This window comes from Nonlabens arenilitoris, from assembly GCF_002954765.1.
Taxonomy (GTDB): Bacteria; Bacteroidota; Bacteroidia; order Flavobacteriales; family Flavobacteriaceae; genus Nonlabens; species Nonlabens arenilitoris.
This window is the reverse complement of record NZ_MTPW01000001.1, coordinates 2327034-2351712: the sequence shown is the minus strand read 5'-3', so window position 1 is coordinate 2351712 and position 24679 is coordinate 2327034. Positions and strand designations below refer to the sequence as shown.

The window sequence follows — 24679 nt, the reverse complement described above, 5'->3', positions numbered from 1 at the left end:
ATCTTTACCGCCTTAAAAAATCACAATTTTATGAAGGTTTCTTACAACTGGATACGTCAATTTATCACTGTCCCTGAATCTATTGAAGAACACGCAGCATTGCTAACTTCTCTAGGTCTAGAAGTAGAAGGTATTGAGAAATTTGAAAGTGTAAAAGGTGGATTACAAGGTATTGTTGTAGGACATGTAATAGAATGTATACAACATCCCAATGCAGATAAACTTAAACTTACTAAAGTAAACATAGGTACTGAAACTGTACAGATTGTTTGTGGAGCTCCTAACGTGGCTGCAGGACAAAAGGTTCCCGTAGCAACTATAGGAACTACACTTTATACTGATACTGGCGATGGCTGGAAAATTAAGAAAGGTAAAATACGTGGTGAAGAAAGTCACGGTATGATCTGTGCTGAAGATGAACTTAATATAGGCACGTCACACGATGGTATCATGGTGCTAGATGAAAGCTTAGAACCAGGTACCCTTTTCAGTGATGTGATTAAAATTGAAAAAGACTATACCATAGAAATAGGACTTACACCTAATAGATCTGACGCGATGTCTCATCTAGGTGTAGCTCGTGATTTAAGAGCAGGACTAGCAATTGATGGTGATTTACTTGAATTTATCACACCATCTGTAAGTAGTTTTCATGTAGACAACCGTTCTCATAGAGTAGATATCGATATAGAACGACCAGATCTAGCACCACGCTATTGCGGTGTTACACTTACTGGTCTAACTATTAAAGAATCACCAGAGTGGATTCAAAATAGATTAAAAGCTATAGGTATCGTTCCCAAAAACAATGTTGTCGACATAACTAATTATGTGATGCATGAATTAGGGCAACCGTTACATGCTTTTGACCTAGGTACTATTGAAGGAAATAAAATTGTAGTCAAAACTTTACCTACAGGGACAAAATTCACAACTCTAGACGAGGTGGAACATGAATTACATGATGAAGATCTAATGATATGTGATGCCGTAAAACCTTTATGTATTGCAGGAGTTTATGGTGGAGTAAATAGTGGTGTAAAAAAAGGAACCAGTTCTATATTTTTAGAATCGGCATACTTTAATCCTGTCAGTGTCCGTAAAACTGCAAAACGTCATGGATTTAATACTGATGCCTCTTTTAGATTTGAACGTGGGATTGATCCTAATATTACTGAATATGCTCTTAAACGAGCCGCTTTACTAATTATAGAAACAGCAGGTGGAGAAGTAAGCAGTGACATTACTGATGTTTACTCTCAGAAAATAGAAGATCAGCAGGTATTCTTACCTTTTTCAAAAGTAAACTCTTTGATAGGTCAAGAAATCCCTAAAGAAGAAATTAAAAGTATTTTACGCACATTAGATATCAATGTGAATAATGTTACTGAAACCGGTCTAGGACTGACAATTCCTGCTTACCGTAATGATGTGACTAGACCTGCAGATGTTATTGAAGAAATCTTACGTGTTTATGGTTATGATCGCATAAAAACAAGCGATAAACTAAATGCTAGTATTGCAAAAAGTTCAAGATTAGATAATCATAAGTTACAAGACCTAGTCGCCCAACAGCTTGCAGGTCAAGGGTTTTATGAAATGATGGCTAATAGTCTAACTTCAGATAAATACCATACCTTAACAGACCAAATTTCTCCTAAAAATGAAGTACGCATGTTAAATCCTTTAAGTAGTGATTTAAGTGTAATGCGTCAAAGCATGATTTATGGAGCACTAGAAGCGGTTGCTCATAATATTAATCGCAGACAAGAGAATTTGAGATTGTTTGAATATGGTAATACCTACCATCAATATCAAGAAAGACAATTTACAGAGCAAAAGCATCTAAGCTTAATCACTACTGGTGCTATCCATGAGCAAAGCTGGAACAATCCATCGCGCACGGCAGATTTCTTTTACATAAAAGGTGTAGTAATAAGTGCTCTCAACAGATTAGGCATAACGTCGATTAGTGAAAAACCTACAAAAATGGATTTCTTAAGTGAGGGAATATCTTTAAATAGCGGTGTAAAAATTGCAGATCTAGGTGTGGTTAAAAAGAAAATATGTAAATCTTTTGACATCGATGTTACTGTGCATTATGCAAATATTTACTGGGATGAAGTATTAAAACTAGTTAAAGAAGAACGTAAAACAGTTACTGCTATTCCTAAATTTCCAGCTGTAAAGCGAGATCTTGCCTTATTAGTTGACGATAAGACTAGTTTTAAAGAATTACACGATATTGCTATACAAACTGAGAAAAAGTTACTCAAAGAAGTTCAGTTATTTGATGTTTATGAAGGTAAAAACCTTGCAAAAGGTAAAAAATCTTATGCCTTAAGCTTTTTACTCCAGGATGAGGTGAAAACACTTACTGATAAGCAAATCGATAAAGCAATGCAAAAAATACAACAACAGTTAGAAAAACAAGCTGGTGTAGAACTACGTTAAAAATTTTCTTTAACTGATAGCTTTTCAACTCCTTTACGACATAGTGTGTAAAGGAGTTTTTTATTTAAAAAAAATCCGATAATTTTAAATATCTAATAAATAGGAATTTATGTTTGAGCGCACAGATATTGAACTACAACTTCAAAAAGCTAGAAATAAAAAGTATCAAGAGGTAGATATTTTACAGCAAGTTTCAAAAATTCTAGAAGAAGATCAACTTAAGGAAGATGCTATAATGGCTCGCATGAAGAGCCCTCAAAAGCCTACTCCTAGAAACCAGTTCAATCTTGACCTACTAGAAACAGATCGCATATATCATATAGATCAAATTAGAGATATATGTGTAGACTATCGTTTACGATTTTTAGATACTAAGTATTTCAAAAATGAGATTCCTCAAGAAGCGGTAAGTAAAATCAAGCAAATCGAGAAAGATCATAAAATTACTTTACGTGGTTTTAAAATAGTAGCGCCATCAAAGATGTTCAAACTAGAAAATGCTGATGACCCCTTACTTTTTGCGCCTATAGGTAATGGATATTTCTACCTAATTCATAAATGGGGAAATGATTTAAGTCCATGGAGAAAAGTATGGGCATGGTCCTTTAAAAGTTTTGAAAATTTAATAGTCAGTACTATTTTAGTAAGCTTATTGATAAGCGCTCTAGTTCCTGGAGGCATTTTTTCACCAGAAAATAGCGGCGTACAATTTGTCTTGATATTCTTCTTTACGTTTAAGTCAGTAGCTAGTATGGTTTTATACTACTCATTTGCTAAAGGAAAGAACTTTAATAAAGCCATATGGAATTCAAAATATTTTAATGCTTAAAACCTCTAATTAAAACCCAATATTCAAACGCTCCTATTTTTTAATAGGAGCGTTTTTTTATTATCTTGCTTTCATAAAACAAAATATGAAGACTAGAAATCCACTTTTAGGAGGAATCATCGCTGCCATCATGATAGGATTTGGCTCATGGAGGCTATATAACTATTTTATACTAGGAGAAGAAATGCCTACATGGCGAGTAGTACTGTCTGTAGCAATAGTAATTTACGGGCTAGTAGTAGCTTACAATGCATTAATTAATAAAAATGCAGAATAAGGAGTCCTTCAAATTTTTTCTAGGACTTGCATTTTTAGGTTTAGGAACATGGAAAATATATGAACGATTCATATTAAACAAAGATATTTCTAATCTTCAATTAGCAGGTTCCATATTCTTAGTCACTCTAGGATTATATAGAGCTTTTGAATATTTTAAGCACAAAAAAACAAACACCTAGACCTTTAGTAGTTAAAATTCTAATAAAAAAAGCCCGTTTCTAAAAATATAGAAACGGGCTTTTTTTATTAGAATGTAGTTTTAAGAATTGTACATCTTATTTCTTAATTCTTTAATCGCTTTATCATCCATATATTCTTCAAAGGTCGTGTAGCGATCGATAACTCCATTAGGTGTTAATTCAATAACACGATTACCTACCGTTTGTGCAAACTCGTGATCATGTGTCGTAAGCATCACTGTCCCTTTAAAGTTTTTTAAACTATTATTCAATGCCTGTATGGACTCTAGGTCAAGGTGGTTTGTAGGTTCATCTACTATTAGTACGTTTGCTCTCTTCATCATCATGCGAGATAACATACATCTTACTTTTTCTCCTCCAGAAAGTACTTTAGCACTTTTTAACGCCTCTTCTCCAGAAAAAATCATCTTACCTAAAAATCCTCGTAAATGAACTTCTTCACGCTCTTCTTCTGTTTGAGCATATTGCCTTAACCAATCTACTAAGTTTAAATCAACGTCAAAAAACTCAGCATTATCAACAGGTAAGTAACTCTGAATTGTTGTGATTCCCCACATGTATGAACCAGAGTCTGCTTTCATTTTATCGTTGATGATTTCATAAAACGCTGTTGTAGCACGACTATCTCGAGAAAACACTACCACCTTATCACCTTTTGCAAGGTTTATATTTACATCTTTAAATAAAACCTCACCATCTATAGAAGCTGCTAGTTTTTCTACATTCAATATTTGATCACCGGCTTCTCTTTCTCTTTCAAAAATAATTGCAGGGTAACGACGTGATGAAGGTTTAATCTCTTCAATATTTAATTTATCAATCATCTTCTTACGAGATGTTGCTTGTTTAGATTTAGCAACGTTTGCACTAAATCTTGCGATAAATTCTTGTAATTCTTTCTTCTTTTCTTCTGCTTTTTTATTTGCCTGCGCTTTTTGACGTGCAGCCAGTTGAGAAGACTCATACCAGAAAGTATAATTACCACTATATTGATTTACTTTACCAAAATCAATATCAGCGATATGCGTACATACAGCATCTAAAAAGTGACGGTCATGTGATACTACTATTACCGTGTTCTCATAATTAGCAAGAAAATGCTCTAGCCACGAGATAGTTTCATAATCCAGGTCGTTAGTAGGCTCATCCATAATAAGTACATCTGGATTTCCAAAAAGAGCTTGTGTCAGTAACACACGTACTTTAAGTTTATTATCCATATCACCCATCAATGTATAATGGTACTCTTCTCCTATACCTAGATTAGATAGTAAAGATGCTGCCGCACTGTCTGCATTCCACCCATCCATTTCTTCAAATTGTACTTGAAGCTCACCTATCCTTTCTGCATTCTCATCTGTATAATCTGCATAGAGCGCATCGATTTCTTTCTTTAAATCATATAAAGGCTTATTACCTTGCAGTACCGTATCTAGAACAGTAGCATCATCATAAGCATTATGATTTTGTTCTAGAACAGACATGCGTTTTCCTGCCTCTAACGAGACATGACCACTTGTAGGTTCCATCTGGCCTGTTAAAATCTTTAAAAAAGTAGATTTTCCAGCACCATTTGCACCTATAATTCCATAACAATTACTACCACCAAATTTTGCGTTAACCTCATCAAAAAGGATGCGTTTACCAAATTGAACAGATAAATTAGAAACTGATAACATATTTTTGTCTTTGAGCGTGCAAAAGTACTGATATTATTAGGTTTTTACCATATTGATTTTGTTGTTTTTAACAGCTCATTAACTACTTTTAGTGTAGATAAATCTTTCTTTTGTTGTTGGCCCTAATTAGTACCGTAAATGACACTTTATAGTTTGCTTTCGCGAAAGCGTAATTATCTTCTTATCAGCTCCTTAATAACTGGAGTGATATTACTATCTACGTCGTGTAAAGAGGATAATTCTAATGCAGCTACTTATATATCAGGTAAAATTATTAATCCACATAAGGACTTTGTAACTTTAAAAGACTTCAACGGCTTAATAGATACCATACCTCTCGCAGCTGATGGATCCTTTTCAAAGTCTTACCTTTCATTAAAACCTGGGTTATATACTTTTGCACATCCAGGAGAATATCAATCAGTCTTTTTATCACCAGGTGATAGTACAATATTGAGATTAAACACCAAGGCATTTGATGAAACACTTGCTTTTTCTGGAACTCATTCCAAGGAAAATAATTATTTGATTAATCTTTTTGTACAAATTGAAAAGGATGATCGTGAGTTTTTAAATAATTATAAATTATCACATTCTGATTTTAAAAAGGTACTAGACAGCATTACTGAGGCTAGATTACTACATCTAGAAACTATTGCAAAAGAGCACTCTTTTGATCCTGACTTTTTATGCCATGCAGATAAGGTTATCAAATTTTCTATGTGGTCTAAAATAGAACGTTTCCCTTTTGTACATTACGGTAAAAATGATTTTTTAGACAGTAAAGAGTTACCTGCGTCTTTTTACTCCTATAGAAAAGAGTTTGATCTAGATGACAAGTCATTACTTAATAATATTGCTTTTAGACCTTATGTGAACTCACTTATTTCTAATCTAGCATTTACTAGTCTAGCAGAAGAACTAGGCTCAGGTGTTTTAGTAAACCGTTCTAGTTTAAAGTATCAAAAGAAGAGACTAGCCGTTATTGATAGTTTATTTACTCGCGGCATTATAAAAGATATTTTTGCTTCTAACATCACGCAGCATTTTATTATGAATCGTAAAAACGCTAATGAGATTAATGAGTTAGTAGATGTTTTTACACATATGACCGACGATGCTGAATTAAAAAACCGAATTACTACTACCGCATCTACCTACATTAAATTAGATCCTGGTAATGAAATGCCCAACATCAAAATCCAAAACACTCTTAAAGATAAAATGGAATTATCTGACCGTGTTAAGAGACTGAGTGTATTATTTTTCTGGTCTGATGATGAGCGTGAATATGCAATAAGAGTGCACGATAAAATAAAAGACCTAAGGCTTAAGTATCCTGAAATTGACTTTATAGGTATTAATCTTGATGATTCTGAAGGTAATCAATGGGAAGAAGCTTATGAGAGGTACAACTTTAATCCTCAAATGGAATATCAAATTTTAAACACCTCACCGGTCACGGCGCAACTAGCATTGCGCAATGATAACCGCAGTATGGTTATTGATAAAAATCTTACCATTATAGATCCTAGTATTAATCTATTTCATTATCAAATAGAAACTACTTTACTGGGATATATCAATAGATAAAAGTATTAAAAAAAGGGCTCGCTATGTGAGCCCTTTTTTTTATTATCAAAGAAATATAATTAGTTTCCTTTATTATAATCTGCCAAGAATTTTGCAAGACCAATATCTGTTAATGGGTGTTTTAACAATCCTTCAATAGAACTTAATGGTCCTGTCATAACGTCTGCTCCTAATTTTGCACAGTCAATTACATGCATGGTATGTCTTACAGATGCTGCAAGAATTTCTGTTTCAAAACCATAGTTATCATAAATCATTCTGATTTCTGCAATTAGGTTCAAACCATCTGTAGATATATCGTCTAATCTACCTATAAATGGTGATACATAAGTGGCTCCAGCTTTTGCTGCAAGCAATGCTTGTCCTGGGCTAAAAACCAAAGTAACATTAGTCTTAATACCTTTATCACTAAAATACTTACAAGCTCTTACACCATCTTTAATCATAGGTAGTTTTACTACTATCTGATCGTTCATAGCTGCTAGCGCTTCTCCTTCTTTTACCATTCCATCAAAATCTGTTGAAATAACCTCAGCACTTACATGCCCATCAACTATATCACATATTTTTTTATAATGATTTAAAATATTCTCGCTACCTGTTATACCTTCTTTAGCCATAAGAGAAGGATTAGTAGTTACTCCATCTAGAACACCCATTGATTGGGCTTCGGCGATTTGATCTAGATTTGCAGTGTCAATAAAAAATTTCATAGTTGTGATATGTATTATAAAAGTTGATGATAAGTAGTTACAAAAGTCGTCAATGTAATGTCTAATTTTGTAATCTTGTAGTCTTAAGATATTAAATGTTTTTAACAGCTAAGTTTTCCTTAATGAGTTTATTTAAAAAATCGATTTTTCCTCTGTTCCTTTTATTTGTTTTAGTAATCAGCTGTGGACCCAAACCTAGCAATAATGATGATATAGCGATTGAATTAGAGGACACATCAATTCCTCCAGGAACTATCAAACTTACTGATAACTTGTATATCGATAGAGTTCCTGTCACTAATCTTATGTATTCTGAATTTTTAGACCATTTAGGTAATTACTGGTCAGAGAAAAAACATGAAAAAATGAAAACCTATCCATCTTACGGATTAGAGGCTGATTCTGTTTTCCAACCCTATAGCGGTAGTACTAGATTAATGATAGGAGCTACTTTAGACCCTAAATTGATGGTCACACCTAAACTAACATTGGGTAACTATACAAGTCATCCATATTACCAATGGCATCCCGTAGTGCAAGTGTCACAAGAAAAAGCTGAGCTATTTTGTAAATGGCGTACTGATATGGTAAATGCAGTTTATGGGATACGTAGTAAAAATGAAAATCAAAGATCGCAATATCCAACTAAGGTTTTATACCGTTTACCTACTGAAAAAGAAATGATTGCAGCTCAAAACTTGCTAGATAAAAAACTAAAGCTTCTTACATACCAAGATGAGATATATAGCTATGCTGGTGATTTCTATAAATTCAGAAGGATTCAAGATGATTATCACATGGCCATATTTGAAATGAGAGAGCTTTCTAAAAATGGCCCGTACTTGCCTATTTATAAATCTTTATCATATTATGAAACCAGTGAACTTAACACTGGATTCCGTTGCATTTGTGAGGTAACTCCATAATTTTAATATATCTACTTGTCTTATGAGTATTTTCTACTTAATTATAGGTTTAGTCTTATTAGTCATAGGTGGTGAGTTTCTCGTACGATCATCAGTAGGGCTTTCTTTAAAACTCAATCTGTCCCGTATGATTATAGGACTTACAGTAGTTTCTTTTGCTACTAGCGCACCAGAACTTATTGTAAGTATACAGTCTGCACTAGATGGTTTTTCAGGATTAGCCTTAGGTAATGTTATAGGATCAAATATCGCAAATATCGCTTTAGTACTAGGAGCGACAGCTCTTATTGCTCCTCTAGCTATTGATAAAGATTTTTTTAAATTCAACTGGCCATGGATGATGGCATTTAGCATTCTATTATATGTATTACTACTTTCTGATAATAACCTAGTGCGATGGGAAGGTGGCGTTTTAGTAGCTAGTATTGTTGTATTTCTTGTATTGCTTATAAGAAGAGCTCGTAAAAACCCAGAAGCTGTAGATGTAGAAGAAGAACTTCAAGAAGCTAAATGGTGGAAAATCATTATGTTTCTTATACTAGGTGGTATTGCATTATGGAAAGGAAGTGAATGGCTTGTGGAAGGTGCAGTAGATATTGCAGCAAGTTTAGGTATTCCCGAAAGTATTATTGCGGTATCTATGGTCGCCATAGGAACATCTGTACCAGAACTTGCGGCTTCCATAATCGCTGCTTTGAAAAAAGAAAAAGCCATTTCTCTAGGAAACCTTATAGGGTCAAACATATTCAACATAGGTTCTGTTCTAGGAATTACAGCATTAATTCAACCTATCCAAATTGAAGAAAAAGGAATGGGATTATTAAATAATGATATCTTTTGGATGCTGGGAATAGCATTTGCACTATTACCACTCGCCTTTTTACCCAAGGCATATAATATTTCAAGATATAAAGGAATTCTTTACTTAGCATCATACGTACTATTCCTTTACTTAGCATTTGCAACCCTAATCTAATTAGGGGTTATTGACATAATTTAATGTTTTGTTGATATTACATCCCTAAAAATACAAGGGTTGATTTATAAAAAGTATTACTTTTGCGGTGTATTATTATAAAAATAACACCACATCATGTCTACATTAAGATTTAACGCTTTAAAAGAAACACTCAATCGCCAGCCTATTGAAGTGAATGAACCAAAACGTCGTAGTGAAATATTCGGTAAGAATGTTTTCAATAAACACGCGATGCGTCAGCATTTGACGAAGCAAGCCTATAAAAGTGTCATAGATGCTATGGAAAACGGCACAAAAATAAGTCGTGAAGTAGCAGATCATATTTCAACAGGTATGAAAGAATGGTCTATTCAAAATGGCGCAACACACTACACGCACTGGTTTCAACCTCTTACCGGTGGAACTGCAGAGAAACATGATGCTTTCTTTGAACTAGAAATGGATGGTGAAGTGATTGAGAAATTTGGTGGTGGACAATTAGTTCAACAAGAGCCAGATGCCTCTTCTTTCCCTAATGGTGGAATAAGAAACACCTTTGAAGCTCGTGGATACACTGCTTGGGATCCTACATCTCCAGCTTTTATAATGGGAACTACCTTATGTATTCCTACTGTATTTATCGCTTACACAGGAGAAGCCCTAGATAATAAAACTCCACTTTTAAGATCATTACAAGTTGTAGATCAAGCAGCAACTGATGTTTGTAAATATTTTGACAAAAACGTTTCTAAAGTAATCGCAACTTTAGGATGGGAACAAGAATACTTTTTAATAGACGCTGCACTTGCTGACTCACGTCCAGATTTACAACTAGCTGGTCGTACATTATTAGGTCACTCATCTGCTAAAGGACAACAACTAGATGATCATTACTTTGGATCTATACCTTCTAGAGTATTAAATTATATGCGTGACATGGAAACAGAATGTATGCTATTAGGTATACCTGTTAAAACACGTCATAATGAGGTGGCTCCTAATCAGTTTGAGCTTGCTCCTATTTTTGAAGAAGCAAACCTTGCGGTAGATCATAACTCTTTATTAATGGATGTGATGCGCAAAGTCGCTTCACGTCACAACTTTAAAGTATTATTCCACGAGAAGCCATTTGCAGGAGTAAATGGTTCTGGAAAACACAATAACTGGTCTCTAGCTACTAATACTGGTGTGAATCTATTATCACCAGGTAGCACACCTATGAAGAATTTACAATTCTTAACATTCTTTGTAAATACAATTAAAGCCGTACATGATAATGAAGAATTAATTAGAGCTACCATCGCTAGTGCATCTAACGACCACCGTCTAGGAGCAAATGAAGCGCCACCGGCTATTATTTCTGTATTCATCGGTTCGCAATTAACTAAAGTTCTTGACGAACTTGAAAAAGTAACTGATGGAAAACTTTCTCCAGAAGAGAAGACAGACCTTAAACTTAATGTTGTTGGTAAAATTCCAGAAGTCATTTTAGATAATACAGACCGTAACCGCACATCACCATTTGCGTTTACAGGAAATAAATTTGAATTACGTGCCGTAGGTTCTACAGCAAATTGTGCAAACCCAATGACGGTTTTAAACGCGATTGTTGCACAACAATTAATTGAGTTCAAATCAGAAGTAGATGCTTTAATTAAAGACAAAAAGCTTAAGAAGGACGAAGCTATCTTTAATGTATTACGTGAGTACATCAAGCAATCTAAAAAGATACGTTTTGAAGGTGATGGATATGGAGAAGCATGGGAAAAAGAAGCTAAAAAACGTGGCTTAAGTAATAATAAAACTACGCCTACAGCTCTTAAAGCAAAAGTTTCTAAGAAAACTATAAAGCTTTTTGAAGACTTAAACATCATGAGTAAGATCGAGACAGAATCTCGTTATGAAATTGAAGTTGAAGAATATGCAATGCGCATCCAGATTGAAGGACGCATTCTAGGTGACATCGCACGTAATCATGTGATTCCTACAGCAGTTAAATATCAAAACAGATTGATAGAAAACGTAGTAGGATTAAAAGAAATCTACGGTAAAGAATTCAAGAAAGTAGCAAAAGAGCAAATGATTCTTATTGAAGAAATCTCAGAGCATATTGAGAAGATCAATAAAGGAATTACAGAAATGACTGAGGCTCGTAAAAAAGCAAACAACGCAAAGAGTGCTGAAGATACTGCAGCTCAATACTGTGATAAAGTAAAGCCTTACTTTGACGTGATCCGTTATAGCTGTGATAAACTAGAATTATTAGTAGACGATGAATTATGGCCACTTACAAAGTACCGTGAATTATTATTTACACGTTAGTTTAACTAAATCATAAATGAAATAAAAGCCTCTAATTTAATTATTAGAGGCTTTTTTGTACATGCTTTCGCGAAAGCGTAGCCGTAAATTATCATAAATCACATATTGAATAAGAAATTTGTAAAATCTAGTATCACATCTTAATAACCTATTCATACTTTTTATTTAATACTTAAAACTTAATACCTCATAATTATTAGTAAATAGTAAATTTGCGATATGAGCCAAGACATTTCCAAAAGATATGCACAGCGTGGTGTAAGCGCTGGCAAAGAAGACGTACACAATGCGATCAAAAATGTAGATAAAGGACTGTTTCCACAAGCCTTTTGTAAAATCGTACCTGATACGTTAACTGGTTCTTCAGACCATTGCCTTATCATGCATGCAGATGGCGCCGGCACTAAGTCCAGCCTTGCTTACATGTACTGGAAAGAAACTGGAGATATAAGCGTATGGAAAGGAATCGCTCAAGACGCATTAATAATGAATGTCGATGACTTATTGTGTGTAGGTGCCACTGATAATATTTTACTTTCTAGTACCATAGGAAGAAATAAAAATCTAATTCCAGGAGAAGTGATTAGTGCTATAATTAACGGAACTGAAGAACTTATCGCTGACCTTAAAAAACATGGTGTAGAAATTATTTCTACAGGCGGAGAAACAGCAGATGTTGGTGACCTAGTAAGAACCATTATCGTAGATTCTACAGTAACGGCACGTATGAAACGTAGCGATGTAGTCGATAATGCAAACATTGAAGCTGGTGATGTTATCGTGGGACTTTCTAGTTCTGGTCAGGCTACTTATGAAACAGAATACAATGGCGGTATGGGATCAAATGGTCTCACTAGCGCTAGACATGACGTATTTAATAAAACACTAGCTCAAAAATTTCCAGAGAGTTTTGACGCAGCCGTACCAGAAGACTTAGTGTATTCTGGATCTCAAAATTTGACTAATCCAGTTGAAGGTAGTCCTCTAGATGCAGGTAAACTAGTCCTTTCTCCTACTCGAACTTATGCTCCTATTATTAAAAAGATTTTGAGCGATGTAAATCGTGCAGATCTACACGGTATGGTACACTGTTCTGGTGGCGCACAGACTAAAATTTTACATTTTGTAAATGACTTGCATATCATCAAGGATAACATGTTTGAATTACCACCACTTTTCAAAATGATTCAAGAGGAATCTGGTACAGATTGGAAAGAAATGTACCAAGTTTTCAATATGGGACATCGTATGGAACTCTATGTAAATGAATCTATTGCTCAACAAATCATTGATATCTCAAAATCCTTTAATGTCGATGCTCAAATCATAGGTCGTGTAGAAGCTGCAAACTCTAAAAAGTTGACTATTGATAGTGAATTTGGAATATTTGAATATTAAGAGTTAAAGAGTCACACTAGGCTTGTCAAGGCACATTGGTTTATAATAAGAGCCTCGTCGACTAGCTGAGACAGACGTTTAGCTTTTGAGTATATCACTAACTAATTTTAACTTCGGCTCGATATATCGTTTACAAAACGGTGCGTCAGGTCTGGTTTTATAGTAATTCTGTATGGACTCGCGAGATGGTTTAAACGCTACAAAAGGTAACACTGCAGTGATGTAGTTTTTACTACGTTTACGCGAAAGCGTGCTTATAATAGACTTCACCTTTTTTTCAGTCTCTACATCAAAGAAATATACCGCACTACGGTAATCATCTCTCCTACTGTGTTGTCTTGTTGAAGCATGTGTTTCTAAATGGATATCGATAAGCTTTTTAAGGTCTACCACATCTTTAAAATGTGCTATAACAGCTTCACTCATAGAATCATAAGGCATCTTACTAGAAATGTATCCTTGTTCTACTTTTAAAACACCAGGTACTGCTTGAAAAACAGCCTCAGTACACCAGTGACAGCCACCACCTAATCCTATTTTAAGAATTGTTTTCATAGCTATTAATATAGTAAAAAATTGAGGCTAATTTTGTATTTTCGCAAGACTTGATATAGACCATGATAGATAAATTAAACATAGTAAAAAATCGTTTTGACGAGGTAAATGATTTAATCATTCAACCAGATATAATTTCTGATCAAAAACGATACGTTCAACTTACTAAAGAATATAAAGATCTTAAAGCTTTAATGGATGTGCGTGAAGAGTACATGACTCTTACTGCAAATCTGGATGAGGCCAAAGAAATCATAGCAGATGGTAGCGATGCAGACATGGTTGAAATGGCCCAAATGCAATATGATGAGGCTAAAGAAGCCATACCACAATTAGAAGAAAAAATACGCATGATGTTGGTCCCTAAAGACCCAGAAGATGCTAAGAATGCTGTAATGGAAATACGTGCTGGTGCTGGTGGTGATGAGGCGAGTATTTTTGCCGGTGACTTATTCCGTATGTATGAAAAATATTGTTCTAGCAAAGGCTGGAGCACCAGTGTTGTAGATACTAGTCATGGTACCAGTGGTGGTTATAAAGAGATCATTCTAGAAGTAAATGGAGAAGATGTTTATGGAACACTTAAGTTTGAGGCTGGTGTACACCGTGTACAACGTGTACCGCAAACTGAAACTCAAGGACGTGTACACACTAGTGCTGCAACAGTTATGGTACTTCCCGAGGCAGAAGAATTTGATGTGGAACTAGACATGACTGAAGTACGTATAGAACGTACCACGTCTACTGGTCCTGGTGGGCAGTCTGTAAACACAACTTATAGTGCGATCAAATTACACCACGAGCCTACTGGAATGATCGTGAGTTGTCAAGACCAAAAATCTTCTCATAAAAACCTTGAAAAGGCTTTAAAAGTTTTACGCTCTCGTTTATATGAAATGGAACTTGCAAAGAAAATGGAAGCCGATTCTGAAAAGCGTAAAAGCATGGTAAGTTCTGGTGACCGTAGTGCAAAGATCAGAACTTACAACTACTCTCAAGGTCGTGTGACAGATCACCGTATCAACTTGACACTTTATGACCTAGATAATATTATCAATGGTGATATTCAAAAAATCATAGACGAGCTTCAACTGGTAGATAATACCGAGAAGTTGAAAATGACAGACGAAGGTTTGTAGAACTTGAAGTTGAACTTGAATTCTTAAAATGACCTTACATAAACTTACCCAGCAAATTCAAGAAAAAAAGTCATTCCTATGCGTAGGTCTCGATATTGATTTAGAGAAAATACCAGCTCATTTATTACAGGAAGAAGATCCTATTTTTGCATTTGCAAAGGCGATTATAGACGCTACTCATGATTTGTGTGTGGCTTATAAACCTAACACAGCATTCTTTGAAGCTTATGGTGTGAAAGGCTGGCAAGCACTGGAAAAAACTATTAATTATCTTAACGAGAATTATCCTGACCACTTTACCATAGCCGATGCTAAACGTGGTGATATAGGCAATACCTCTACTAGATATGCAAAGGCTTTTTATGAAGACCTAAACTTTGATAGTGTAACTATTGCCCCATATATGGGTAAGGATTCTGTAGAACCCTTTCTAGATTTTGAGGATAAGTTTGCTATTCTACTAGCACTAACTTCCAATGCAGGAAGTGCAGATTTCCAAACTAAATCAGTTGATGGAAAGCCATTATATCAAGAAGTGTTGAAAACAGCTTCTCAATACCAGCACAGCGAGCGTTTAATGTATGTTGTAGGCGCTACAAAAGCTGAATATCTAAGTAACATTAGAGCTATTGTACCAGATGCTTTTTTATTAGTACCTGGTGTAGGAGCACAAGGTGGTTCTTTAAGCGAGGTTGTTAAATATGGTAAAAATGACCAAGTAGGTTTATTAGTGAATTCCTCTAGAGGTATTATTTATGCATCAGTAGAGAGTGATTTTGCTCAAGCCGCACGTGCTAAAGCACTGGAATTACAACAGGAAATGGCTGGATTGTTGTAGATAATTTAAATCTTTAGTAAAACACCCATCCCAGCCTTCCCGTACCTATCGGCAGGCGAGCCTCAAAGGAAGGAGCTATTCTATATTTTTCAATTTGTCATTCTGAGTTTATCTCAGAATCTGCCGGTGATGAAATTCTATGATTATAATAGGCAATAAATCTATCTCTCTATATATGGAGACGCTGAAATAAATTTAGCGTGAAATGCACAATGGACCAAGCTTAAACATTAAAACCGCTCCTTATGAAACAATTTCCCGTCTCGCGTGTAAGCTCTCCAGGTTCCTGTTTTTTCACCTTTATTAAAACGACCAGAGATTTTTAATTCTCCATTATAGTAATAAAGTTTATAGCGTCCGTGAGGCATACCATCTTTCAAGTATACTTTCATTTCTAATTTTCCATTATTGAATTTAGTTTCATAGCTATTTGCTGTAAAATCACTAGGGAAAATCTCAGGAACGTTAAAAATTGTTTCCTTATTAATTTCTTCCTTATTAATTTTTAATACTGAAAACGGCACTCCTTCTGTTTGTTGTTCTAAACGCTGAGCTTCTATGTCATAATCTGCATCATAATGGACAACCGCTTTAGTTATAAAGTGATCATCGTCTGCTTTAAATTCTAGACCTAATTGGGTAAATTGGGAAAAGAAAGTCTCATTATTTTTAAGTTGATTTTTAGAATCAGTATTCAAATAAGATTGGGATGCATGAGCAAGTTTATTAGTATCTACATAAAGGAAAACATTGCTAGTATTACTAAATTCATCTATGAAATCTCTAAAATACTCATCTGTCATTAGTGTTGTATTTGCCTCAAAAGCGTCTACATATAATTTTAAGGTTACTGGCGAATTACTGAATATGACATAATCATCAATAAAAGTGTAATAAGGTTTTTCAATATTCTCAAAAAGAGATCCTAAGATCAATTTAAAGAACCCTTTAATATTTAAATAATGTATGTCATATCCTTTATAATCTACCGTCTGAAATTTAACAGGTGTGGTTTTTTTAATTTGGTTTTCAATAAACTTTAATTTTGTCTTACTCTCATCTACATCTTTAGTTTTAAATGCTATAGCTAGACCATCTTTCTCGCTAAGATGTGGAAAATCCGCTTTCGCGAAAGCGATCTCATCATCAATCCAGCTGTAAAAATCCTTTTCTAAATTAATGTCTATCAGATTTTCTATTTTTTCTTTACCTAAAACATATTCTTTGACCATAACCGGCTGTGTAGAATCCAATAGATCATAAAACGAGTGATGCAATTTTGAAAAATCATCAAACCCAAAACTCATATAAAGTGCTGTCTCTTGAGGTAATATAGATACGGCGTCTACAGATCCAGTGCCTGAGTCATCGAGCGCCTTTATAAGAGCATCCATGACTTCATTTCCACTAGAATAACCTGCCGCAGTTAATAAACGATCATCATCCTCATCAATATAAAATCCAGAGTAGTTAAAGTTATCCTCTAATGATTGAACAATTGTACTGGGCTCATTAGAAAATACTTTATAATAATCAGAGAGTTCCTTGTGGTTGAGATATAAACGGAATAGACCTTTCTTTTTGAGCTCTTTTTGGATTTCTAAGAATTGTAAATCCCTTCCTATTTGCGGCTTCTCATACTCATCAATAGATTTCTCAACCAGCGAGTGCGTGTAGGAAGCGACCATTTGATTCTTAATAAATGCAATATTTAATATTTCATAGGTCTCTAAGTCAGTGACTTCAGTAATTTCTGTGTTTTTATATAGCCGTTTAGTTACTTTAAAATCCTTATTGAGTAATTGATTAATATTATTTTTAATAACACCTAATCTCGATAACTTATCCATATCCACTACATAGAGAAATGCATAATCATCTTTTTTAATCATATGAGCGGATAGAAGAATGTCACGTTCACCTATCATTTTTAAAAGGTCTGTTTTTTGTTGAAAAAGAGAGTCTAACGCATTGACTTTGGCTGACATTTCATGGATTTGCTCATTGGTTTGTAAATGATCCCATAGAGCACTTTTAGAAAGAGTTTCCATATTCTCCAGCGGCTCATCAAATTCCATGATAAATATCGCATCACTCGGTATCAAATACACCGAGTTGATTTTATCTTCTTCTAGCGCAAAAAAGGTTACGGCTTGATAACCTAGAAAGGCTATCATCGCAATAATGATGATATAAATGATTTTTTTTAATGTCAAAATATTATGAATTAAGAAGTTAACTAAAATTAATCAATCGGTTTCTTTTGTAAGAAAATTAAATTGACTTAATTTGAGGAACCTACGTTTTATGAAAAGTACATTTATCAGCTCAGATGACGAAAATATCATCGTTTTACTTCACGGAAACTCATCTTCATCTAAAGTTTTTAAAGATTTAAAATTAAATAACTCAGTTCTAATCCCTACGCTTTCTGGACACGAAATTAACGAGAATCCAGATGATAACACTGATTTCAGCCTATCGTTTTATAAACAAAAGCTATTATCACTTATAAATAGTTATGGGAAACCTATATTACTGGCCGGTAATAGTTTAGGCGGTCATATTGCTATGGAAATAGCACATCAAATAAAGGAACTTAAAGGGTTGATTATTTTTAGTGCACCACCAGTTAAAAAGCCTATTAATTTTGAAGAAGCTTTTTTACCTGTAGAAGCATTACAAACCTTTTTAAAAGAGAATTCTACTGATGAAGAAATAGTAAGTGCCGCATCTGTAACGGTATATGAGCAAAAATTCACAGAACAAATAGTCAACGATTTTAAAAATTCTAATCCCAAAGTGAGATCTGCGACGGCTGAAGATTTATTTAATGGTAACTGGTCAGATCAACATAAATCTTTTATAAATTTAAAATGTCCTAAGGTAATTGTAAGTGGCTCGAATGATCCATCAGTAAACAAAGAATATTTGAAAAAGGTAGTTCAAGAATCATCACACAACACTAGTTATATTGAGCTAGAAAACTGTGGCCATTACCCAACTTTAGAGCTACCTGAAGAGATGTCCACTATAATCAATCAACTTGCCAGAGACGTTTTTAAACCTCATTTACAATAGAGAAATGAATCTATTTACCGAGAATGAGTACCGCGTCCAATCACAACATCTTGCCTTTAGGTTAAAACACTTATTTCAAAATGATAGAAATAGTTTTAACGCGATAGTAGATTTTCTACCTCAACCGGTTTATGTTAATGATAGAGTTACCTTAGAATATGAAGTTTTTGCCGATGTGTTTTTTAGTTACGGTCAAGAAATGGAATTGCTTTATGAAATTGGAATAGAGTATTTACCGTCCATATCAAATCCTCATTTATACAAAAACGCTATCAACAAGGCTAAAATTCTAAATTTTAGAAATGACTTTGATGAAGTTAGCGACTATTTACAATGTGTGTCAATGAATGGTAAAATGGTGACTTATTTCACAAATAAGATATTATTGAATGAAACTTTAAGTCTCAACACTACTTTTTTTCCACATCAACAAAGTGGATTAGAAAAAGTGCTGAAACAAATAATTCCATGGGGAGAAAAATCTCTTCTACAATGGCAACGATTTCAAACCTTAACTAAAAGGGAAAAAGAAATCATAAAGCTTATCGCAAAAGGAAAATCTAATCAAGAAATAAGCGAAATTCTTATTATTTCTAAGCATAGTGTCCATACCCATAGAAAGAATATTTATAGAAAACTTGATGTATCAAAAATTACTGAAATTGTCAAAATTTCTTTAGCTCTTGAACTATTATAAAATATACCCCAAATAGGGTATTTTATACATTAGGTTGTGATTGTAGTTTTGACCAAACTACATATTATGAAAATTAAATTACTTATTATAATCGGGTTTGTGCTCAATATTTCTTTGATGACAGCTCAACCTAATGATTTTATGGTTGGCTTATATCAACTTACCAACGGGACTACTGGAGTAGGTTCTGCTTTCACCGCTTCTAACTTTAATGAAACAGATGTTTATATTTCAGTCGGAAACACACCTAATGAAAGAGTATTTACAATTCAATTACTACCTGAGTTTAATGGTGCAACGGTTTCGGTAGTTTTAGATTTATCAAATAATGAAATAGCTGTTCCTTTATTAGACACAAATCTACAATGTACTACTGCTCCTAATATCATCTATGATGAAGCTAGTGCCGGCAACAATTCTTTATGGAGTATCACTAGTGGTGATAATAATTTTACTATAAATTATACAGAAAACACCATGGCAGCTTGTGGGATTCCGACCGCTCAAGCCACATTTAACTTAATCAAAGTAAATGTCCCTGCAGGACAAACGGTAATACCTGATGATAATTTTGAACAAGAACTAATCACTTTAGGTTATGATACGATATTAGATAATTTTCTAGATAGTGCAAATGTAAGTGCCGTTAATACTTTAGACATATCTAATAAAGGGATTAGTGACTTAACTGGTTTAGAGGCTTTTGTTGCTCTAGACACGTTAAGAGCAAATGATAATTCCATAGCTACATTTAACTCTCAACTAGTAAATAATGCTCGCTTTGTGAATCTAGGTAATAATTCTATTACTACAGTGGACATGAGTTCTACAAATTCAATAACTTATGCCAGCTTTATTTTTAATTTTAGCTTACAGAATATTGACATTTCCGGAGCTACCAACCTTGAATTTCTAGATGCCATAGGAGGAACCTACTCCAGTATAAATACCAATAATAACCCTAACTTAAGAACCTTAAGACTTGCATTTGCAAATCAATTGACATCTATTGATGTCAGTCAAAACTCTTTATTAGAACGTCTAGAATTACTATCCTGTCCACTACTAACAGGTATTGATATTACCTTAAATCCACAATTAGAATATTTAAGATTTGGTTCAAGTAATTTTGATCGCACTACTACTGACTACCCAATAACATCGATTGATTTTACCAACAACTCAAACCTTATAGAACTAATCAACGTTGGTAGTAGAATAACAAATCCAGATTTCAGTCTTCTGGGTAGTGTAGAATCTCTTTTTTGGGATAATAGTGAACTTACCGCAGTAAATATTAATAGTAATATTAACTTAATTGAAGTTGGTTTCACAAACAATCTATTAGGTACAATAGACTTTAGTCAGAATGTTTTACTCGAAGGCATTTATTTAAATAACAACAATTTAAGCAATGTAGACCTGTCTATGAATAGCGCTCTAAAATTTCTAGTAACGAGAGATAATAGCCTAGGTCAATTAGATTTATCTTCAAATGCTTTACTCACATTTATCGACGTAAATAACAATCAATTAACCCAACTAAATTTAAATAACGGCGCTAACGGTCTGCTAGCTCCAAATGACCCAACAGACCCTACCAATGAAAATTTATGGAATTTTAATGCTCTTAACAATACTGGCCTCACTTGTATTGAAGTATCTGACATAACCTATATGAATAGTAATTTTGTAACTAATATCGATGCCACAGCTTCATTTAATATGAATTGCGCAACAGCCAGTATAGTTGACATAGAGGTCGATGTGGAACTATTCCCTAATCCTTCACAAGATTTAGTAAATATCAGTACTATTAACTCATCTATAGAAGCGATAGGCATATATGATATCACTGGTAAAAACATCAAGCGTATACAGTTGGAAAACCAAAGTGACAAGTATATACTTAATATTGAAAACCTAAGTAAAGGACAATATTTACTGATCATTGATACTAACAATGGTAGAAGTGCTAAAAACTTCTTTAAGAACTAACATCTATTCTTTTTCTATAAAAAATAAAGCTCCAAAATCAAGAATGATTTTGGAGCTTTATTTTTGTTGTGTTATTAATTTAATTACGTCTGTATAACGCCTAAGTTAAAGTCCTTTGTGATAGGCGCATGATCTGCCGCTTCAATTCCCATAGAAATCCACTTGCGTGTATCTCGTGGATCTATAACGCCATCAGTCCATATTCTGGATGCTGCATAATATGGTGATACTTGCTCATCATAACGATCTTTAGTTTTAGCAAACAGTTCTTTTTCTTCTTCTTCAGTCAGTTTTTTACCTGATTTTTCTAGAGAAGCTTTTTCTATTTGCATCAGTACTTTTGCGGCACTATTTCCACTCATTACTGCTAGCTCTGCACTAGGCCAAGCGGCTATTAATCTAGGGTCATAAGCTTTACCACACATGGCATAATTTCCAGCTCCGTAGCTATTTCCTATCACGATAGTGAATTTAGGAACCACAGAATTTGAAACGGCATTTACCATTTTTGCTCCATCTTTAATAATACCACCATGTTCCGACTTAGATCCTACCATAAAGCCAGTAACGTCTTGTAAAAACACCAGCGGTATTTTTTTCTGGTTACAGTTGGCTATAAAACGAGTGGCCTTATCAGCACTATCGCTGTAGATCACACCACCGAACTGCATCTCACCTTTCTTCGTTTTTACAATCTTGCGCTGGTTAGCCACTATTCCTACTGCCCAACCATCTATACGTGCATAACCAGTAATAATAGTTTGACCATAGCCATCTTTATAAGCTTCAAAAGTATCGGCATCTACAACTCTGTTGATGATATCCATCATGTCATATTGAGCAGATCGTTCTCTAGGCAATACACCAAATAATTCTTCTGGATCCAGCGCTGGTTTTACCGCTTCTACTCGACTGAAACCGGCACGATCATAATCACCTATTTTATCGATGATGTTTTTGATTTTATCCAGCGCATCTTTATCGTCTGCTGCTTTATAGTCTGTAACACCGCTAATCTCGCAATGCGTCGTTGCACCACCTAAAGTTTCATTATCTATACTTTCTCCTATCGCTGCTTTAACGAGGTAAGAACCAGCAAGGAAAATACTACCTGTTTTATCTACTATAAGTGCTTCATCACTCATAATAGGTAAATAAGCACCACCAGCCACACAACTACCCATAACGGCAGCTATTTGGGTAATTCCCATACTGCTCATCACTGCATTATTTCTAAATATGCGACCGAAATGTTCTTTATCTGGAAAAATCTCATCCTGCATAGGTAAATACACACCAGCACTATCTACCAGATAGATAATAGGCAATCTATTTTCCATGGCAATTTCTTGTGCTCTCAAGTTCTTTTTTCCTGTAATAGGGAACCATGCGCCGGCTTTTACAGTAGCATCATTTGCCACCACCATAACCTGTCTACCTTTTACATATCCTATCTTTATCACCACGCCACCACTAGGGCAACCACCATGCTCTTTATACATTCCATCACCTGCAAACGCTGCTATTTCTATGCAATCCTCTGGATTATCGACTAGATAATCAATACGTTCTCTAGCTGTCATCTTACCTTTGGCATGCAATTTTTCAATACGCTTTTTACCGCCACCTAAATGCACGTCAGCAAGTCTGCGTTTTAAATCTGAAAGTAGTAACTTATTGTGATCTTCGTTTTTATTGAAGTTAATGTCCATGTAATGAATGTTTGCTCAAAAATAGCGATTTTAGATGTTAGAAAAATGTGAATTATTACGCTTTCGCGAAAGCGTAATCTTAACTAGCCCTATCTTTAAAATCTAACTTACCATCATGAAAAGACTACTCTATTTATTAATGATTCTTTTTATCATCTCTTGCCGTGGTATATCTAAAACACTTAACGGTGGATCGATTGCAACTAATGATTATTCTGAAGTCATCAAATTTAATTATGATTATAATTTTGCATTAATAGATGTTGTAATTAATCATAAGACTTATACTTTTCTGGTAGATACTGGCGCACCTACCGTTATTTCTAATCAAATTTATAGAGATTTAAATGTAGATTCTGCTCACAACACAAATGTGAAAGACTCACAAGGGCAGTCCAATAATCAAGAGGTAGTTATTGTGCCTGAAATAAAAATTGGCAACCTGCTATATTATGACATAGGAGCCATAGTTGCTGACCTGCGTGATGTATTTGAATTTAACTGCATGGAAATCGATGGAATAATAGGCGCTAATCAAATGGCAAAATCATTTTGGAAATTTGATTATCAGAATAAAGAAATCACCATCACAGATCAACTAGATAACTTTGATATATCAAGTTATCGTGACAGTTTACAGTTTTATACGAGTGCACAAAAAACACCTTATGTCATAGGCTTTGTTAATGGTGTCAAAACAAGTTTCACTTTTGATACAGGATTTGCAGGCCATATAGATGTGGATAGTGATATTGCAGATTTTAAAGAATCCATAGGGTATGTAAAGTATGGTAGTTCTAGCGTCGGTCTTTATAATGTTAAAGACTCTACGTCTACTAGAACGATAAAGACAGATAGTTTAAAGATAGGCTCGATTAAAATGGGGCAACAAATTGTAGAACTAGATCACGGAAGTTTGATAGGAAATGATTTTATGAATAAGCATGATGTGATTATAGACTGGTCTTCTAATATCATTTACCTCAACAAACTAAAAGAATTTGAAAAGGCAGAAAAAAGCGCTTTTGGTTTTCAAACTAGGTTTAAAGAAAATAAAGCTATAGTTGTGGCACTAATTAAAGATATTGAGATTGATCTACAGATAGGTGATCAATTATTAAATATTAATGAGCATAATTTGAGATCGCTTACCGACCAAACTGCTTGCGAGGTATATAATACCCTTGATCTAGAAGAATTAGAAGTACTAGAGATTACTTACTTGCGACATAATAAAGAATATAAAACAACTTTAAAACGTAAGAAGTTAATAGATTAAAATAAACATATTGAATACCTTCATTTAAT

The 24679-nt window shown here is 34.3% G+C and carries 20 protein-coding genes; 15 read left to right on the top strand and 5 right to left on the bottom strand.

Annotation, left to right across the window (positions count from 1 at the left end):
* Nucleotides 1–30: 30 nt before the first annotated feature.
* The 4 genes from pheT (at nt 31) to BST92_RS10365 (ending at nt 3741) form a co-directional block, all read left to right on the top strand.
* Nucleotides 31–2454, top strand: a complete 2424-nt coding sequence (gene pheT / locus BST92_RS10380; RefSeq protein ID WP_105071385.1) for a phenylalanine--tRNA ligase subunit beta — start codon at nt 31–33, stop codon at nt 2452–2454.
* A gap of 109 nt (nt 2455–2563) precedes the next feature.
* On the top strand, nt 2564–3283 hold the full coding sequence (locus BST92_RS10375) for a hypothetical protein (RefSeq protein WP_105071384.1): 720 nt from the start codon (nt 2564–2566) through the stop codon (nt 3281–3283).
* A gap of 85 nt (nt 3284–3368) precedes the next feature.
* Nucleotides 3369–3560: a hypothetical protein gene (locus BST92_RS10370; RefSeq protein WP_105071383.1), complete on the top strand. Its 192-nt coding sequence runs from the start codon at nt 3369–3371 to the stop codon at nt 3558–3560.
* Nucleotides 3550–3741 (top strand): hypothetical protein, encoded by a 192-nt coding sequence (locus BST92_RS10365; RefSeq protein WP_105071382.1) that lies wholly within the window; start codon nt 3550–3552, stop codon nt 3739–3741. Before BST92_RS10370 ends, BST92_RS10365 begins: the two co-directional genes overlap by 11 nt.
* Before the next feature lie 80 nt (nt 3742–3821).
* Here BST92_RS10365 and BST92_RS10360 read toward each other — a convergent pair whose 3' ends face one another.
* On the bottom strand, nt 3822–5441 hold the full coding sequence (locus tag BST92_RS10360) for an ABC-F family ATP-binding cassette domain-containing protein (protein WP_105071381.1): 1620 nt from the start codon (nt 5439–5441) through the stop codon (nt 3822–3824).
* A 138-nt stretch (nt 5442–5579) separates the two neighbouring features.
* On the opposite strand from BST92_RS10360, the gene BST92_RS10355 reads away from it, so the two are divergent.
* A complete protein-coding gene (locus BST92_RS10355; RefSeq protein ID WP_105071380.1) occupies nt 5580–7034 on the top strand; it encodes a TlpA family protein disulfide reductase in 1455 nt (484 codons plus the stop codon).
* 59 nt (nt 7035–7093) lie between these two features.
* Here BST92_RS10355 and fsa read toward each other — a convergent pair whose 3' ends face one another.
* A complete protein-coding gene (gene fsa, locus BST92_RS10350; RefSeq protein ID WP_105071379.1) occupies nt 7094–7747 on the bottom strand; it encodes a fructose-6-phosphate aldolase in 654 nt (217 codons plus the stop codon).
* A gap of 122 nt (nt 7748–7869) precedes the next feature.
* Between fsa and BST92_RS10345 the strand changes: the two genes are divergently transcribed.
* The 4 genes from BST92_RS10345 to BST92_RS10330 all read left to right on the top strand — a co-directional run bounded on the left by BST92_RS10345 (nt 7870) and on the right by BST92_RS10330 (nt 13351).
* Entirely contained in the window at nt 7870–8673 is an 804-nt protein-coding gene (locus BST92_RS10345; RefSeq protein ID WP_211292476.1) for an SUMF1/EgtB/PvdO family nonheme iron enzyme, read from the top strand.
* Between the two features lie 22 nt (nt 8674–8695).
* Nucleotides 8696–9649 (top strand): calcium/sodium antiporter, encoded by a 954-nt coding sequence (locus tag BST92_RS10340; RefSeq protein WP_105071377.1) that lies wholly within the window; start codon nt 8696–8698, stop codon nt 9647–9649.
* A gap of 117 nt (nt 9650–9766) precedes the next feature.
* On the top strand, nt 9767–11953 hold the full coding sequence (locus tag BST92_RS10335) for a glutamine synthetase III family protein (RefSeq protein ID WP_036581190.1): 2187 nt from the start codon (nt 9767–9769) through the stop codon (nt 11951–11953).
* A 219-nt stretch (nt 11954–12172) separates the two neighbouring features.
* The gene (locus BST92_RS10330) at nt 12173–13351 is read left to right on the top strand and encodes an AIR synthase related protein (protein WP_105071376.1); all 1179 of its coding nucleotides are present in this window, start codon (nt 12173–12175) and stop codon (nt 13349–13351) included.
* A 78-nt stretch (nt 13352–13429) separates the two neighbouring features.
* On the opposite strand, the gene BST92_RS10325 is transcribed toward BST92_RS10330, so the two are convergent.
* A complete protein-coding gene (locus BST92_RS10325) occupies nt 13430–13906 on the bottom strand; it encodes a peptide-methionine (S)-S-oxide reductase (RefSeq protein WP_105071375.1) in 477 nt (158 codons plus the stop codon).
* Between the two features lie 62 nt (nt 13907–13968).
* Here BST92_RS10325 and prfA point away from each other — a divergent pair, with 62 nt between their 5' ends.
* On the top strand, nt 13969–15045 hold the full coding sequence (prfA, locus tag BST92_RS10320; protein WP_105071374.1) for a peptide chain release factor 1: 1077 nt from the start codon (nt 13969–13971) through the stop codon (nt 15043–15045).
* A 28-nt stretch (nt 15046–15073) separates the two neighbouring features.
* Nucleotides 15074–15883 carry an orotidine-5'-phosphate decarboxylase gene (pyrF, locus tag BST92_RS10315; RefSeq protein WP_105071373.1) on the top strand — a complete coding sequence of 270 codons (810 nt, stop codon included), beginning with the start codon at nt 15074–15076 and terminating at the stop codon, nt 15881–15883.
* Nucleotides 15884–16113: 230 nt separating this feature from the next.
* Here the strand turns inward: pyrF and BST92_RS10310 are convergent, their stop codons facing one another.
* On the bottom strand, nt 16114–18099 hold the full coding sequence (locus BST92_RS10310; RefSeq protein ID WP_105071372.1) for a DUF3352 domain-containing protein: 1986 nt from the start codon (nt 18097–18099) through the stop codon (nt 16114–16116).
* A 91-nt stretch (nt 18100–18190) separates the two neighbouring features.
* Between BST92_RS10310 and BST92_RS10305 the strand changes: the two genes are divergently transcribed.
* From BST92_RS10305 to BST92_RS10295, 3 genes are all read left to right on the top strand, one after another.
* The gene (locus tag BST92_RS10305) at nt 18191–18964 is read left to right on the top strand and encodes an alpha/beta fold hydrolase (protein WP_105071371.1); all 774 of its coding nucleotides are present in this window, start codon (nt 18191–18193) and stop codon (nt 18962–18964) included.
* 4 nt (nt 18965–18968) lie between these two features.
* Nucleotides 18969–19661, top strand: coding sequence for a response regulator transcription factor (locus tag BST92_RS10300; RefSeq protein WP_211292475.1), 693 nt, complete (start codon nt 18969–18971; stop codon nt 19659–19661).
* A 66-nt stretch (nt 19662–19727) separates the two neighbouring features.
* Entirely contained in the window at nt 19728–21659 is a 1932-nt protein-coding gene (locus BST92_RS10295; protein ID WP_105071370.1) for a T9SS type A sorting domain-containing protein, read from the top strand.
* Nucleotides 21660–21742: 83 nt separating this feature from the next.
* Here the strand turns inward: BST92_RS10295 and BST92_RS10290 are convergent, their stop codons facing one another.
* The gene (locus tag BST92_RS10290) at nt 21743–23371 is read right to left on the bottom strand and encodes an acyl-CoA carboxylase subunit beta (RefSeq protein ID WP_105071369.1); all 1629 of its coding nucleotides are present in this window, start codon (nt 23369–23371) and stop codon (nt 21743–21745) included.
* 115 nt (nt 23372–23486) lie between these two features.
* Here BST92_RS10290 and BST92_RS10285 point away from each other — a divergent pair, with 115 nt between their 5' ends.
* Nucleotides 23487–24650, top strand: coding sequence for an aspartyl protease family protein (locus tag BST92_RS10285; RefSeq protein ID WP_105071368.1), 1164 nt, complete (start codon nt 23487–23489; stop codon nt 24648–24650).
* Nucleotides 24651–24679: the final 29 nt, after the last annotated feature.